At 39.4% G+C, this 15,689-nt stretch carries 19 protein-coding genes and 1 pseudogene; all 20 read left to right on the top strand.

Annotated elements, in window-relative coordinates; all coding sequences use genetic code 11:
* Positions 1 to 119 precede the first annotated feature (119 nt).
* The 20 genes and pseudogenes from E1I69_RS04810 (at position 120) to E1I69_RS04900 (ending at position 15,683) form a co-directional block, all read left to right on the top strand.
* Positions 120 to 326, top strand: coding sequence for a DUF1657 domain-containing protein (locus E1I69_RS04810; RefSeq protein WP_116352842.1), 207 nt, complete (start codon positions 120 to 122; stop codon positions 324 to 326).
* 73 nt (positions 327 to 399) lie between these two features.
* Positions 400 to 861, top strand: a complete 462-nt coding sequence (locus E1I69_RS04815; protein ID WP_136378465.1) for a YhcN/YlaJ family sporulation lipoprotein — start codon at positions 400 to 402, stop codon at positions 859 to 861.
* 19 nt (positions 862 to 880) lie between these two features.
* Positions 881 to 1,360: pseudogene (gene spoVAC / locus E1I69_RS04820) on the top strand (stage V sporulation protein AC).
* A complete protein-coding gene (spoVAD, locus tag E1I69_RS04825) occupies positions 1,360 to 2,379 on the top strand; it encodes a stage V sporulation protein AD (RefSeq protein ID WP_136378466.1) in 1,020 nt (339 codons plus the stop codon). Before spoVAC ends, spoVAD begins: the two are co-directional and overlap by 1 nt.
* Positions 2,376 to 2,726 carry a stage V sporulation protein AE gene (spoVAE, locus tag E1I69_RS04830; RefSeq protein WP_116352846.1) on the top strand — a complete coding sequence of 117 codons (351 nt, stop codon included), beginning with the start codon at positions 2,376 to 2,378 and terminating at the stop codon, positions 2,724 to 2,726. Before spoVAD ends, spoVAE begins: the two co-directional genes overlap by 4 nt.
* Before the next feature lie 13 nt (positions 2,727 to 2,739).
* Positions 2,740 to 2,946 (top strand): DUF1657 domain-containing protein, encoded by a 207-nt coding sequence (locus E1I69_RS04835; RefSeq protein ID WP_136378467.1) that lies wholly within the window; start codon positions 2,740 to 2,742, stop codon positions 2,944 to 2,946.
* A gap of 23 nt (positions 2,947 to 2,969) precedes the next feature.
* A complete protein-coding gene (locus E1I69_RS04840; RefSeq protein WP_136378468.1) occupies positions 2,970 to 3,830 on the top strand; it encodes a DUF421 domain-containing protein in 861 nt (286 codons plus the stop codon).
* Positions 3,831 to 4,019: 189 nt separating this feature from the next.
* A complete protein-coding gene (locus E1I69_RS04845) occupies positions 4,020 to 4,850 on the top strand; it encodes an amino acid ABC transporter substrate-binding protein (protein WP_136378469.1) in 831 nt (276 codons plus the stop codon).
* Positions 4,834 to 5,538 (top strand): amino acid ABC transporter permease, encoded by a 705-nt coding sequence (locus E1I69_RS04850; protein WP_136378470.1) that lies wholly within the window; start codon positions 4,834 to 4,836, stop codon positions 5,536 to 5,538. Before E1I69_RS04845 ends, E1I69_RS04850 begins: the two co-directional genes overlap by 17 nt.
* 12 nt (positions 5,539 to 5,550) lie before the next feature.
* On the top strand, positions 5,551 to 6,300 hold the full coding sequence (locus E1I69_RS04855) for an amino acid ABC transporter ATP-binding protein (RefSeq protein WP_136378471.1): 750 nt from the start codon (positions 5,551 to 5,553) through the stop codon (positions 6,298 to 6,300).
* Positions 6,301 to 6,377: 77 nt separating this feature from the next.
* Positions 6,378 to 6,974, top strand: coding sequence for an NADPH-dependent FMN reductase (locus E1I69_RS04860; protein ID WP_136378472.1), 597 nt, complete (start codon positions 6,378 to 6,380; stop codon positions 6,972 to 6,974).
* 117 nt (positions 6,975 to 7,091) lie between these two features.
* Complete coding sequence (locus tag E1I69_RS04865) at positions 7,092 to 7,814, top strand: FadR/GntR family transcriptional regulator (RefSeq protein WP_136378473.1); 723 nt, start codon at positions 7,092 to 7,094, stop codon at positions 7,812 to 7,814.
* Between the two features lie 94 nt (positions 7,815 to 7,908).
* Entirely contained in the window at positions 7,909 to 8,628 is a 720-nt protein-coding gene (locus E1I69_RS04870) for a (Fe-S)-binding protein (protein WP_136378474.1), read from the top strand.
* A 14-nt stretch (positions 8,629 to 8,642) separates the two neighbouring features.
* Positions 8,643 to 10,070: a LutB/LldF family L-lactate oxidation iron-sulfur protein gene (locus E1I69_RS04875; RefSeq protein WP_136378475.1), complete on the top strand. Its 1,428-nt coding sequence runs from the start codon at positions 8,643 to 8,645 to the stop codon at positions 10,068 to 10,070.
* Complete coding sequence (locus tag E1I69_RS04880) at positions 10,070 to 10,786, top strand: LutC/YkgG family protein (protein WP_136378476.1); 717 nt, start codon at positions 10,070 to 10,072, stop codon at positions 10,784 to 10,786. Before E1I69_RS04875 ends, E1I69_RS04880 begins: the two co-directional genes overlap by 1 nt.
* A gap of 209 nt (positions 10,787 to 10,995) precedes the next feature.
* Complete coding sequence (locus E1I69_RS04885; RefSeq protein WP_136378477.1) at positions 10,996 to 12,732, top strand: sensor histidine kinase; 1,737 nt, start codon at positions 10,996 to 10,998, stop codon at positions 12,730 to 12,732.
* 1 nt (position 12,733) lies between these two features.
* Complete coding sequence (locus E1I69_RS04890) at positions 12,734 to 13,465, top strand: LytR/AlgR family response regulator transcription factor (RefSeq protein WP_136378478.1); 732 nt, start codon at positions 12,734 to 12,736, stop codon at positions 13,463 to 13,465.
* Between the two features lie 159 nt (positions 13,466 to 13,624).
* Positions 13,625 to 15,076: a carbon starvation CstA family protein gene (locus E1I69_RS04895; protein ID WP_136378479.1), complete on the top strand. Its 1,452-nt coding sequence runs from the start codon at positions 13,625 to 13,627 to the stop codon at positions 15,074 to 15,076.
* Positions 15,076 to 15,225, top strand: a complete 150-nt coding sequence (locus E1I69_RS24660) for a hypothetical protein (RefSeq protein ID WP_165439140.1) — start codon at positions 15,076 to 15,078, stop codon at positions 15,223 to 15,225. The genes E1I69_RS04895 and E1I69_RS24660 overlap by 1 nt, the downstream gene beginning before the upstream one ends.
* Positions 15,226 to 15,386: 161 nt before the next feature.
* Positions 15,387 to 15,683 carry a HesB/YadR/YfhF family protein gene (locus tag E1I69_RS04900; protein ID WP_136378480.1) on the top strand — a complete coding sequence of 99 codons (297 nt, stop codon included), beginning with the start codon at positions 15,387 to 15,389 and terminating at the stop codon, positions 15,681 to 15,683.
* Positions 15,684 to 15,689: the final 6 nt, after the last annotated feature.

The raw sequence follows: 15,689 nt of genomic DNA on the forward strand, positions 1-15,689 counted from the left end.
CAATTATTTTAAATTATGAACGCCCTGTTAAATTGTAAAAAAATGGTTTATATAAAATGACCTTATATTACAAATTCTATAGGTGTTTACGAAACGTCAGAAAATGTGGAGGAAAGGATATGACAGTTAAAAGTCAAGTCAAACAAACAATCGCAGGTTTGAAAAGTGCACAAGCAAGCCTTGAACAATTTTCTCTTCAAACTCAAAACCAACAAGCAAAACAAATGTATCAAACTGCTGCACAGCAAACCCAAATGATTGTGGATAGTCTTAACCCGCGTTTACAAGAATTAGATGCGGAAGAACCACAATATCAACAAGAATAGGTCTAAAATCAAGGTTGGTTAATGGAACCAACCTTTTCTTGAATTGGAATGCTATGGGATGGGATTGGTATAAATGAAAAAGTACTTCTTTTGTTATGGTGTTTTTATATTTTTAGTCTTTGGGTTATTAACCGGGTGCAAAGAAAATATTGATTCTGTCAAAAATCAAAGCACATCGATAACCAACATAAGTGCAAAAAAGTCAACAAATCAATCAACGGCGAACCAAGCTAAAGAGTTAGTCATCAAAAGGGATGACGTCACTGGAGTTCGTGGGGTCAATACCGATAAAGAACTGCTTATCGCAATAACAGTACCACAAATAGATAGATTTCAACTGAAAACCATTGAAAAGAATGTGAAAGAAGAGTTAAAAAAGAAATACCCCGATTACAAAATTGAAGTATCAACCGATCAAAAAATCTTTTTAGAATTAGATATATTGGAGAGAAAGCTTGAAGAAGGGAAGGCTGGGGAAAAAGGGCTAAAAAAGGAATTTGGGAATATAAAACGTCTTATGAAAGAGGAAGCATGATAATGAGTGAGGGTAGCTTATGGCAAATAAAAAGAAGAAAAAATTAACTCCAGTACAACAGGAATATCAAGATTTTCAAAAACAAAGGGAGACAAAACGCCCCTTATTTAAAAATTGTATCAATGCATTTTTAACGGGTGGCATCATATGTCTAATTGGACAAGGGATACAGACCTTTTACATATATTTTTTTGATTTTACAGATCAAACAGCCGGAAACCCAACGGTTGCTACACTCATTTTTATTTCCATGCTCTTCACGGGATTTGGAGTTTATGACAGAATTGCCCAATTTGGTGGGGCTGGTTCCGCCGTTCCTGTGACTGGGTTTGGAAATGCAGTAATTTCTGCAGCGATTGAACATCGGACAGAGTGATTTGTACTAGGTGTTGGTGGGAATATGTTTAAGTTGGCAGGTTCAGTCATTTTATTTGGTGTTTTTTCCGCCTTCATTCTCGCTACCATTAAGACAATTCTTATTACGTGGGGGGGACTGTAATGCTGATTGGTCATCGAACATGGATATTTGATCAAAAGCCAGTCATTATTTCAACGGGAACAGTCGTTGGACCATTCGAAGCAAAGGGTAAAATCCCACAAGATTTTGACTTGATTCATGGGGAAATATGGCTTAATCAAGATTCGTTTGAAAAAGCACATCAAGTGATGCTAGAAGAAGCTTGCCAAAAGGCAATCGAAAAAGCCAATCTACAAAAGGATCAGATACAGTTTTTTCTTGGCGGCGATCTCATCAATCAAATCACTCCAACAAGCTTTGCTACTAGAACATTAGGGAGTCCTTACTTAGGCTTGTTCGGGGCTTGTTCGACTTCTATGGAGGGATTAGCGCTATCTGCATTTTTAGTAAATTATAACGGTGCAAAATACATATTAACTGGTGCGTCCAGTCATAATGCGGCTGTTGAAAAGCAATTTCGTTATCCAACTGAGTATGGTGGCCAAAAGCCCCCAACCGCACAATGGACTGTTACAGGTGCGGGTGTAGCATTAGTCAGTTCAACGGGATCTGGTCCACAAGTAACTTCAGCAACTATCGGCAAAATTGTGGACATGGGGTTAACTGATCCATTTAATATGGGAGGTGCGATGGCACCAGCTGCCGTTGATACAATCGAGGCCCATTTAAAAGAAAGAAATGTCGATCCATCTTATTATGATTTGATCGTGACAGGGGATCTAGGACATATCGGTCGAGAGGTATCTCTTGATTTATTTAAAAAGCATGGCACACCAATTAAGGAAGAAAATTATCAGGATTGTGGTCTCATCATTTATCGGGAAGGACAACCGGTACTTTCAGGTGCAAGTGGAGCCGGTTGTTCAGCAACAGTTGTTTACGGACATATTTTAAACCGAATGAAAAAAGGGGAATTGAATCGGGTCCTAGTCGTTGCAACTGGTGCCTTACTTTCGCCACTTAGTTTTCAGCAGAAAGAAACGATTCCTTGTATTGCTCATGCGGTATCAATAGAGAATGGAGGTGAAGATCAGCCATGATTTTCTTTTGGGCTTTTGTCATAGGCGGACTTATTTGTGTGATCGGTCAAATCATGTTTGACGTTTTTAAACTCACTCCTGCTCATACATTATGTACGTTTGTCGTACTTGGAGCACTTTTGGACGCGTTTGGTTTATATGAACCGTTCATTGACTTTGCAGGTGCTGGGGCAACTGTTCCGATTACTAGTTTCGGTAACTCCCTTTTTCATGGTGCAATGAACGAAGCGGAAAAACATGGACTGGTTGGAGTGGTCACTGGGATGTTTGAAGTGACAAGTGCAGGAATATCGGCTGCCATCATTTTCGGGATGATTGGAGCATTACTTTTTAAACCAAAAGGATAAAGGAGAATGAAGGATGACAGTTGGTTCACAGGTGAAACAGTGCCTTTCTAGTATAAAAAGTATTGAGGCGATGTTTTCAAGTTTGGCATTACGTACGCAAGACACAGAAGCGAAACGAAATTTTCACGAAACCATGATGATCATGGACGAAATAAAGAATGACTTAAAAATACGAGTTAGTGAAATAGAGCGTGAGGAAGATCAATACAAAGGTTTTTAAATCATTGGTAAGGAGTTACGATTATGCCAGATTGGTTAAGTATTGCCATACGATCACTAGTCTTACTTATTGCCTTGTTTTTTTTTACGAAATGGTTAGGGAAGAAGCAAATTTCTCAGCTATCCTATTTCGAGTATATTAATGGAATTACAATAGGTAGTATTGCTGCTGAAATCTCAACAGGACTGGATCGACATGTCAGTCATGGATTAATAGGCATGGGTGTCTGGTTCGCTATTCCGTTTATCATGGGTTTCATTTCATTAAATAGTAAAATAGTAAGAGACTTTGCGGAAGGAAAAGGAACCGTTTTTATTCAAGATGGAAAGGTAATGGAAGATAATTTAAAAAAAGAAAAATATACCATTGATGAATTACTAGCTAAACTACGAAATAAGAATGTCTTTCAGGTAGCAGATGTCGAGTTCGCCGTATTAGAAACAGATGGAAGCTTAAGTGTCTTATTAAAAAAGGAAAATCAACCAGTAACCGCAAAAGTTCTAAATCTCGCTGTTGCTCCAATAAAAGAACCGCAAACAGTCATAATGGATGGAGAAATCATGCATGAACCTTTATCTTCATCTGGTCACAGTCAGAATTGGCTTGAAACGGAACTTGATAAAATGGGCGTCAGCATTGAAAATGTGTTCTTAGGGCAGGTTGATTCCTATGGACAACTAACTGTCGATCTATTTGATGATAAGATTAAGGTCCCATCTCCACAGGAAAAACCATTACTTCTCGCCACGATAAAAAAATGCCAGGCGGATTTAGAATTGTTCGCCTTACAAACAAATAACCAATCCGCAAAAGAAATGTATCAGAAGAATAGCGAAAAGCTTCAGGCTGTACTAAATAAGGTGGCGCCGTATTTAAAAAGCTAAGGGTGTGGAAGACTTACATACAGGTGTTGGTTTTAAAGTTGAAAATTTAATTAACAAAATAATGTGTGAAGGCCTAAAGTCAGCAAATAGTTGCTGGCTTATTTTTTATGAAGTAAACCCAGTGAATGAGAATAGGTTAACTTGTAAAATCTACTACTAAGAATAAAAACTAAACTGGGGGTATTCATCATGAAGAAATTCCTTTTTCTTTTTTCATTTATATTTGCCATTGCTTTTACCTTAACAGGATGCGGTGGAACAGATGAAGATAACAATGCAGGTAACGATGAAAACAATGATACGAAACAAACGGGTTCCCTATTTGATGACATTAAGGAAAAGGGTGTTATAACGGTTGGAACAGAAGGTACATATGCTCCATATACTTTCCACAACGAAGAGGATCAATTAACTGGCTATGATGTGGAAGTGATTAAAGAGGTCGCCAAGCGCATGGATCTTGAGGTTGAGTTTATGGAAACCCAATGGGACTCCATGTTTGCTGGTCTTAATTCAAAGCGTTTTGATTTAATTGCGAACCAAGTGGGAATTAATGAGGATCGTCTCGCCAATTATGATTTCTCTGAACCGTATACCTACTCCTCAGCTGTCCTTGTTGTCCCAAAAGATAATAGTGATATTAAAACATTTGCGGATTTAAAAGGAAGAAAAGCTGCGCAATCCTTGACCAGTAACTACGGTGCAATCGCTCAAGAGAATGGTGCGGAAATCGTAGGTGTAGAAGGGCTTGCACAGTCGATTGAATTAATCAAGCAAGGACGTGCCGAAGCTACGGTGAACGATAAGCTTGCAGTGCTCGATTATATAAAATCACAAGGCGACGAGAGTATCAAAATTGCAGCTAGTTCAGATGATGTTTCAGAGATGGCATTTACTTTTAACAAAGGGAATGAAGACTTAGTAAAGGCTGTTAATGAACAATTGGCTGCAATGAGGGAGGATGGGACGTTAGCAAAAATCTCTCAGGAATGGTTTGGTGAAGATGTTTCTACAAAATAGAGTATTATTAACCATTACTGCAAATATGGAGGGATGGGAGCTATTCATGAACTCCCTTCCTTCGATGCTGTCAGGGGCGATTCGGTATACGATTCCCCTGACACTTATTTCATTTATCGGTGGACTCTTTCTTGCGTTGCTTACAGCGATGATGCGACTGTCAAAATCAAGACTCATTCAAGCTCCCGCTATTTTCTATGTTTCAGCGATTCGCGGAACCCCCCTGCTAGTGCAATTATTTATTATATTCTATGGATTGCCCAACATCGGGGTAAATATTGATCCTTTTCCAAGTGCAACGATTGCGTTTATTTTAAATGTTGGGGCCTATGCATCTGAAATTATTCGTGCGTCCATTTTATCGATTCCAAAGGGACAATGGGAGGCGGCATTTACCATTGGTATGACAAGAAGGACAGCACTAAGGCGGATCATTCTTCCACAGGCGGCAAGGGTCTCCGTACCCCCGTTGTCCAATTCCTTTATTAGTCTTGTAAAAGATACCTCCCTTGCTTCATTGGTATTGGTCGCTGAATTATTCCGCAAGGCACAGGAAATCGCAGCAAGGACATATGATTTCCTTCTATTATATATAGAAGCCGCCCTAATCTACTGGGTGATTTGTTTCATTTTATCCCTCATTCAAGCAGGATTAGAACGGAGATTAAGCCGATATGTGGCAAGATAGAGAGGTGAGAGTATGTTTTTATCAGTATCGGGTTTGGCGAAATCTTTTGGTGAAAATGAAGTGTTAAAAAATATCGATTTTGATGTAAAAAAAGGTGAGGTCGTTTCTATAATTGGTCCATCCGGTTCTGGAAAAACAACCATGCTCCGCTGTTTTAATGGATTGGAACAACCGGATAAAGGAATCTATCAGTTTGAAGATGGGTTTTCACTTACTTTTGCTGAAAAAGTAAGGAAACAGGACATCCTTCGATTGAGTAGAAAATCGGGGATGGTCTTTCAATCCTACAACCTTTTTCCACATAAAACAGCCCTTCAAAATGTAATGGAGGGACCAGTGATTGTTCAAAGACGAAATAAAACCGAAGCTAGAAATGAAGCAGTAGAGCTGCTTGAAAAAGTCGGACTGCAAGAAAAAATAGATTTATACCCTCATCAACTTTCAGGTGGACAGCAGCAGCGGGTTGGGATTGCAAGAGCATTAGCACTGAAACCGGAACTTCTCCTATTCGATGAGCCCACCTCTGCATTAGACCCTGAACTGATTGGAGACGTTTTAAAGGTGATGAAGGATTTAGCCAATGAAAATTGGACCATGATTATTGTGACCCATGAAATTCAATTTGCGGCTGAGGTATCCGACAAAGTCTTATTTATGGACGGCGGGTACATAATCGAGCAAGGAAACCCAGATGAAGTACTGAAAAATCCGAAAGAAGAGCGGACGAAACGATTTTTACAACGAATTTTGAACCCAACCTAATAAGGCGTATAAATTTTGTTGAATAGCAGGAAATTAATAGTGTATTGCTTTACTTAACTACATAGGTGGTGGTAAGTATGGGATTTTTAGACAAATTGTTTGGCAAAAATACAGCAACGGAGGATACAAAAATGGCTGAAGAAAAATTAAACATTGGGATTATTTTAAGTAGTACTCGTGAAGGACGTGTAAGCCCACAGGTTGGCGAATGGGTGAAGGGCTATGGCGACAAGAAGGGGAATGCAAATTACGAAATCGTTGATATCAAAGATTACGACTTACCGTTTTTAGGTACAGCGGATTCACCTGGAATTGCGAAATGGAATGAGAAATTAGCAAGTCTCGATGGATTTATATTTGTTGTGGCAGAATACAATCACAGCATCACGGGAGCATTAAAAAATGCAATGGATTCAGCACGTGAAGCTTGGTACAACAAATCAGCAGGAATCGTCAGCTATGGTTCAACTGGCGGTGCACGCGCAGCGGAACATCTCCGTGGAATCTGTGCTGAATTAAACATAGCAGATGTCCGCACCCATCCAACACTATCGCTATTCCTAGACTTTGAAAATGGTACTGATTTTAAGCCTCAAAACATACACGATGATAATATGAACATGCTGTTAGATCAAGTTGTTTCTTGGGGGAAGGCGTTGAAGACAGTGAGATAAACAAAGTGTAAAGAAAGCAAAGCGGATTAGCTTGCTTTCTTTTTTTTAGAATTTATTTTTCAATTTATTGTGAATCAAAGTATAATCAAATTGATATCATCATTACGGAGGACAACCATGGAATACAAAAAAATCAAACCGAAAAAAATCTATGAAGAGGTTACGGATGCATTACAGGAAGCTATTCGTTCAGGGAAGCTAAAACCTGGAACAAAGCTTGAGTCCGTTCAACAGTTAGCAGAAAGCTTTCAAGTCGGTCGTTCTGCAATTCGCGAAGCATTAACTGCATTAAAAGCGATGGGCTTAATTGAAATGCGTCAAGGAGAAGGAACGTATGTAAAGGAATTTCAAGCAGAGGACCTTAATTTCCAAATCGCAACCGCTATGTTAATGAATCAACAGGATGTCATGCATCTTCTTGAGGTTCGAAAAATTATTGAAACAGGGGCAGCCGCAACGGCAGCGAAAAAGCATACTCCGGAAAATTTAATAAAAATGGAAGCTGCATTAAATGGTATGAAGATAGCATTAGGAAATGAGGAGTTAGGAGAAACTTCAGACCTCCAGTTCCATCTTGCCGTTTCAGAAGCAACCCAAAACCCGATGTTAACGAATTTATTATTGCAGGTGTCCGACCTTATGCAAGAAACGATGAAGGAAACACGAAGAATTACCTTATTTTCAAAAGAAAAAACAACAGAGCGATTATACAACGAACATCTTGCAATCTATGAAGCAATTGTAACGAGAAATGAAGAAGCTGCAAGAAGTGCAATGCTATTACATCTTAACAATGTTGAGGAAACATTAGAGAATTTTTTTGAAGAAACTCAAAAATAACCTTCCATAACATGAAAAAAAGTAGTAACATAGTTTTTAATAATAAGGTCATCAGATGACCTGTTCACTTGCTTTACTGAAGGAGGAAACAAAGATGAAAGTCACTTTATTTGCTACCTGTCTTGTTGACATGTTTCAAACAAATGTGGGGAAAGCAACGGTTGAGCTATTAGAGCATCTCGGCTGTGAAGTAGAGTTTCCAGAAGCGCAGGTTTGCTGTGGACAGCCTGCTTATAATAGTGGATATGTAGAAGAAACAAAAAAAGCCATGAAAAAGATGATTGAAACCTTTGAAGATGCGGAGTACGTTGTATGTCCTTCAGGATCCTGTACAAACATGTTCCACGAATACAAGGATATTTTTAAAGGTGACCCTGTATGGGAACCAAAAGCAATCGAACTGGCAAAGAAAACGTACGAACTCACTCAATTCATTGTAGACGTTTTAGGTATTACAGATGTTGGTTCAACTTTCAAAGGGAAGGTAACCTTTCATACATCCTGTCATATGACGCGACTTCTAGGAGTAAAGGAACCACCTATTAAACTATTAAAAAATATAGACGGTGTTGAATATGTCGAGCTTCCAGGTAAGGAGAATTGCTGTGGCTTCGGGGGAACCTTCTCTGTAAAAATGGGGCAAATCTCGGAGAAAATGGTGGATGAAAAAGTACAATGTGTTGAAACGACAGAAGCCGACTATCTTATTGGAGCAGACGCGGGCTGCCTCATGAATATTGGCGGAAGAATTAACAGACAAGGTAAACCAATTGAAGTTTTACATATCGCAGAAGTATTAAACTACCGGAGCTAAAGGAGGGAGAAAGAGTGGCGCTAAAAACAAGCACCGAAAAGTTTAAGACACGTGTTCAAAAGGAAGTTCAAAACACCTTCATGAGAGGTGCGGTATTAAAAGCCCAGGAAACCATTCAGGAAAGAAAGCAAACGGTTACGGACGAATTGGGGAATTGGGAGGAATGGCGTAACCATGGTGAAGAAATCCGCCAACACGTCCTTGAAAACTTAGATTATTACCTCTTTCAATTAAGTGAGCAAGTTTCAAACCGAGGTGGACATGTATTCTTTGCTCAAACGGCCGAAGAAGCAAGTACATACATCAGTGATCTCGCAAAAAAGAAGGAAGCGAAAAAAATAGTTAAAGCAAAATCAATGGTGACAGAAGAAATCAGCTTAAATCAAAAGCTTGAGGATGTTGGTTGCCAAGTCATTGAAACAGACCTTGGTGAATACATCCTGCAAATGGATGATCATGATCCACCATCCCATATCGTCGTACCGGCACTGCATAAAAACAAAGAACAAATTCGCGATGTTTTCGCGAACAAAATGGACTATAAGAATTCGGAAAAACCAGAAGAACTAGCCTTGTTTGCGAGGGAATCATTAAGACAGGAGTTTTTACAGGCAGATCTGGGGATTACAGGATGTAATTTCGCAGTTGCAGAAACAGGTTCGATTACCCTCGTAACTAACGAAGGAAATGCCGATCTTGTCGCTGCCCTTCCAAAAACACAGGTTGTCGTAATGGGGATGGAGCGTCTTGTTCCAACCTTTGAAGAAATGGAAGTATTAGTTGGAATGTTAACCAGAAGTGCTGTCGGTCAAAAATTAACAAGCTATATCACGACATTAACAGGACCTCGTGAAGAAGGCGATGTCGATGGACCAGAAGACTTTCATCTAGTGATTGTTGACAATGGACGTTCCAATATTCTAGGCACGGAATTTCAATCTGTTCTACAATGTATTCGTTGTGCGGCTTGTATTAATGTGTGCCCGGTCTATCGTCATGTTGGAGGTCATACTTATGGATCGATTTATCCAGGTCCAATCGGGGTTGTATTAACGCCGTTGCTAGGCGGCTATGATGATCACAAGGAATTACCATATGCCTCAACCCTTTGTGGTGCCTGTACGGATGCTTGTCCAGTCAAAATCCCACTTCATCAATTGATTCATAAACATCGTGAGGTGATTGTGGAGAAGGAAGGGCGTGCACCTATCTCTGAAAAACTATTAATGAAGGCATTTGGTTTCGGAGCATCTTCACCATCTTTTTACCAAATGGGTTCAAAACTCGCACCAACATTAACAAAGCCACTTACTCATGGTGACAAAATTACAAAGGGAGTCGGTATGCTAAAAGAATGGACCGATGTACGTGATTTCCCAGCACCCAACAAAGAAAGATTCAGAGATTGGTTTAAAAATCGAGAAACAGGAGGTGAAGAGTAATGAAGGGATCCATCCAAAACCGTGACGCCTTCCTCGATCAAATTGCGAAACAGCTTGGTCGTGAGCGAAAAACAACGTTAACACCACCTGTGTGGAAGCATAACCCACAGGAGGAAGTGTTAAAGGATGCAACCTTGGATGAGTTAGTCGACGTTTTAAAGCTACAATGTACAAAAATCCATACGGAGCTCATCATGACATCAAAATCCGAGCTTTCAGTAGACCTAGAAAAGAAAATCAAAGAATTCGGTAGCGGTCCAATCGTCACCTGGAAGGACGAACGTTACGAACAATTTGGTATTCAGTCATTACTAACAGAAAAACTCCCTTCTGTGCAAGAGGATGTATTTGAATGGGATCCTAACTTAGGAAAAGAAAACATCGCAAAGGCAGAACAAGCAAACATCGGAATTACCATCAGCGAAATTACATTAGCTGAGTCAGGTACTGTTGTGCTATACAGTGGTCCAAATCGTGGAAGAACCATCAGCTTCCTACCGACCCACTCAATCGTAATTGTCCCAAAAAGCACAATCGTCCCACGAATGACCCAGGCTGCCAAGTTTATCCGTGAAAAACTCAAAAACGGTGAGCAGGTTCCTTCTGCGATCAACTTTATCACAGGGCCAAGTAATTCAGCAGATATTGAAATGAACCTTGTTGTTGGGGTGCATGGACCAGTGAAGGCGGTATATATGTTGGTGGAAGATTTATAGTACCCAAAGAATGGTTTCATTGCGCACCATCATTTTACGAGATCTAAGCCCTCCATTTACGATGAGGGGCTTTTTTTCTACCAATCTTCCAACATCTCCCCTTCAAAAAACTAACCCAAACCCTCAAAATCTTGTTACAATAAAGATAACTGAGGGACAATGAACCTGTCCCCGTGACCCAATCATGTCCTAAAAAAGGAGCATGTCCAATGTTTGAACTTTTAATTACAATGTTAGAGCGGTTAGGGATTATTGTTGCAATCGCTTTTATTTTAACGAGATTGAAGTTTTTCAGAGGGATGATGTACCAGGATGAGCTGAATCGTTTGCAGAAGCTTGTGGCAATCGTCTTCTTTGGTTTTTTTGGAATCATCGGTACGTATACGGGCCTTAGCCTTAATACAGAGAGCCTACAATTTAACCGCTGGGCATCTGGTTTGACTCCTGATGAAGCGTTAGCAAATTCACGCGTGATAGGTGTGGTACTTGCTGGTCTACTAGGTGGTTACAAGGTTGGGTTAGGTGCGGGGCTTATTGCTGGTATCCATCGTTTTACACTTGGTGGGTTTACCGCTTTTTCCTGTGGCTTCGCATCCATTATCGCAGGTTTTATATCAGGTTACTTTTATAAGAAAAATAAGCATGTGAAATTAAGTACAGCGTTTATTATTGCGGCCTCCGCCGAAGCACTTCAAATGCTTGTTATTTTGCTGTTCTCGCGTCCTTTTGAAAAAGCGTGGGCTTTAGTTGAAATTATTGGCATTCCGATGATTGTCGCAAATGGTCTAGGGTGTGCCTTATTTCTCATGATCATAAAGAGTGTAATTAATGAGGGTGAGCGAGCTGGTGCAGTTCAAGCTCAAAAAACGCTACGTATTGCAGACAAGACGCTTGTCCATTTACGAAACGGGTTGAATCGAGAGACGGCACAAGCGGTTTGTCATATCATACAGGATGAAATTCAAGCAACAGCTGTGGCGATGACCAATACCCAAGAAATTTTAGCACATGTGGGATTAGGGCATGACCATCATCGTTCGCAAATGCCAATCCAAACGCAAATTACAATGGATGTTATTCATAATGGGAAAATTGTAATCGCCAACAAAAAGATGATTCAGTGTCGAGATGAGGATTGTCCGCTTGGTGCGGCTGTGATTGCACCATTAAAACGGAGAGATGAAACGATCGGGACGCTAAAATTTTATTTTCGTTCTGAGAAAGAAATTACACCTGTTGTGACAGAACTAATTTCAGGTTTGAGCTCCCTTTTAAGTAATCAGCTTGAAATTGCGGAAGCCGATAAAGCCTTTCAGCTTGCAAAAGAAGCGGAAATTAAAGTGCTTCAAGCTCAAATAAGTCCGCATTTTCTGTTTAACACGCTGAATACGATTCTCTCTTTGGTAAGAAGAGACCCAACAAAAGCTAGGAAACTACTCGTTTCCCTATCACATTTCTTACGTCAAAACCTGTCTGTTACCACACAAAATGTAACAACCCTGGAACAGGAGCTAAGGCAAGTGAAAGCCTATTTAGAAATAGAGGGAACAAGATTTGTAGATAAACTAAAAGTATTTTATAAGGTTGAGGAGGCTGCGTTATATCAGTTTATCCCACCACTAACCCTCCAGCCGATTGTTGAAAATGCAATCAAACACGGGATGAAGAATCAAGATGGTGATTTCCATATCATGATTTCGATTCAAAAAGAGAATGATTGTGTGTATGTAAAGGTTGAGGATAATGGTATGGGAATGAATGAAGAACGGGCGAAGGAAATTTGCATTACCCCAATCAAGTCAGAAAAAGGTAGTGGAGTTGCTTTATATAATGTCAATCGGCGCCTTACCATGTTATTTGGTGAAAAGTCTGCATTAGCCATTAAAAGTGAAGAAAATAAAGGAACTGAGATTGCCTTTTCAATTCCACTAACGGAGGCTGTATAAAATGGAATCAAAAATTAAAACTCTTATTGTTGATGATGAATTATATAGTCGTGATGAGCTCTCTCATTTATTGGAAGCCGATCCAACCATTCAAATAGTTGGAGAAGCTGATTCAGGAGAGTCAGCCATTTTAAAAGCCATTCAGCTCCAACCGGATGTTGTCTTCTTAGATGTGGAAATGCCTAAATTAAATGGGATGGACGCTGCAAAAGCTCTCTTGGAATTAAAAAAGCCGCCACTTATCGTGTTTGCAACGGCATACCCGGAGTTCGCCGTGGAAGCCTTTCGTTTTAATGCGATCGACTATTTATTAAAGCCGTTTGATGAGGAACAGCTTAAGGAAACGGTTAAACGGATTGAAAAACTTCTTCACACACCTGAAGAAAAGGAAAAAGGAAAACAAACAGGGAAGCTGGCGATCGATTCTAGTGGGGAGATTATCTACCTGGAACCAATGGATATTTTATATATTGTTAAAGATGAGAAAGTAACGAAGCTTGTGACAAAACTGGGTGAGTATGAGACAAAAACTCAGTTAAAGGAATTGGAAAACAGGCTTGAATCATACGGGTTTTTTCGGATTCATAAAAGCTTCCTCGTTAATTTAAAATATGTTACTCGACTTACTCCTTGGTTTAATGGAGCCTACCAATTAGAAATTGAAGGAAGAGAAGAACAGCTCTCAGTTAGCCGTAATTATGTCAAAGCGTTGCGTGCACAATTAGAAATTTAAACAATTGAAGGTAGAATTTTGCGTTTTAGTTCACAATTTTGACACGTTATCGTCAAATTTCTACCTTTTAATCTCAAAATCTTCTAAACATCCATTTATCTACTATAATAAATGTAAACGCATTCATAAATTTAATAAAGCAAATAAGGGGGAAATAACATGATTACATTTTTAGCGAGTATTGTTTTGTTAATCATTGGATACTTTACGTATGGTAAATACATTGAAAAAGTATTCGGTGTTAAGGAAGAACGTACTACTCCAGCTTATGTAAATGCCGACGGTGTCGACTATATTCCAATGAGTACCAAGAAAAACTCTATGATTCAGCTTCTGAATATTGCGGGGACTGGACCTGTATTTGGACCAATTATGGGAGCGCTTTACGGACCAGTTGCTTTCATTTGGATCGTTGTTGGATGTATTTTCGCAGGTGCCGTTCACGACTATTTAACCGGAATGATTTCCATTCGTAACAAAGGAGCTCACTTACCAGAGCTTGCAACGAAGTTTTTAGGTAAAGCAATGAAGCACGTGGTTAACGCATTTGCTGTTTTACTACTATTATTAGTTGGTACAGTATTCGTTTCTACTCCAGCTTCACTTTTAAATCTATTATTAGATGGAAAAGTGGCTTTAGGTATTCTAATCGCAGTTATTTTCATTTACTACATCTTGGCTACTTTATTGCCTGTTGATAAAATTATCGGTCGTCTTTATCCTTATTTTGGAGCAATCCTTCTAATCAGTGCTGTTGGAATCGGTGTTGGTTTAATCGTGAAAGGTGCTCCAATCCCAGAACTTTCATTATCAAATTTCCATCCTGATAATGCACCAATTTTCCCATTATTATTCTTTACAATCACTTGTGGTGCTTTATCTGGATTCCATGCAACACAAACGCCAATTATTTCACGTACGACACAAAAGGAAAGCCAAGGGCGTAAAATTTTCTACGGTATGATGATTGCTGAAGGTATCATCGCGATGATCTGGGCAGCAGCAGCTATGAGCTTATTTGATGGTTACGGCGGCTTACAAGAACTTCTTGCAGCTGGTGGTCCAGGAGCCATTGTAAGTGAAGTTTCAACATTAATGCTTGGTGCAATTGGTGGAACACTTGCAGTATTAGGTGTTATCGTGTTACCAATCACTTCTGGTGATACTGCATTCCGTAGTGCGCGTATGATTATTGCTGAATATCTAAACTTGGCTCAAAAGAAAATGTCAAGTCGTCTATGGATTGCCGTTCCATTATTCGCAATCTCTGTTGTTCTTACTCAAATCGATTTTAATATTCTTTGGAGATATTTTAGCTGGGCGAACCAAGCAACAGCTGTTATCGCTTTATTCGTAGGTGCAATGTACTTATACATTGCGAAAAAGAATTACTGGATTTCATTAATTCCTGGAACATTCATGCTTTGCATGGTTATTACGTATATCCTGAATGCTCAAATTGGTTTCAGATTACCGATGAATATTGCATGGTACGGTGGTTTTACAGGAACAATCATCCTTGTCGCATTATTCTTCCGTCAAGCTAATAAAGCTCGTGCAGCAAATCTTCCACTAGAAGTAGATATTTCTCACTACAAGAAGGTATCTTAATGGGGTGCTGCAGTCCTGAGTATCGGAAGGTAGTCGAGGATCAAGAGAAGAAGGTCAATCAAAATACCAATGACAAAGTTCCCGTTTGGGGCAAAATTGTGAGCGTAGCCGTTATTGTTGGTGCTACAATTGTCTTTGTCCTTTTATAAGAATAATTGCACGCAGTCAAATGATTGCGTGCTTTTTTTGTTTGAGAAACATTTCACAAATTAGTTGGTTTCAAAAGCTTGAAATCTTTAGTACTATAAGATAATAAAGTCCATATTTCTGCACAAAATATCAGAAGGACAGCCAGGGAGGTTCAATACATATGGAAATGACTATAAGTGATGCAGCTTTAAGGTGGTTTAAAGAGGACGTAAGTGTCAAACAAGGTGATTCCGTTCGTTTCTATCCAATGTTTTACGGAACTAGCCCCGTACAGGAAAAATATTCACTAGCTTTTTCTACACATGACGAACCGATTCAAATTCATACAAGTCAAAAAGTCGAGGATATCATGTTCTATGTAGAAGATGATGACATTTGGTTTTTTAATGGTCATAATCTGATCGTTGATTATAATCCAGATAAAGATGAATTGGAGTATCAATATCCAAAACCATAGATAAGC

This window comes from Bacillus timonensis (genome assembly GCF_004799755.1).
Lineage (GTDB): Bacteria > Bacillota > Bacilli > Bacillales > Bacillaceae_L > Ferdinandcohnia > Ferdinandcohnia timonensis_A.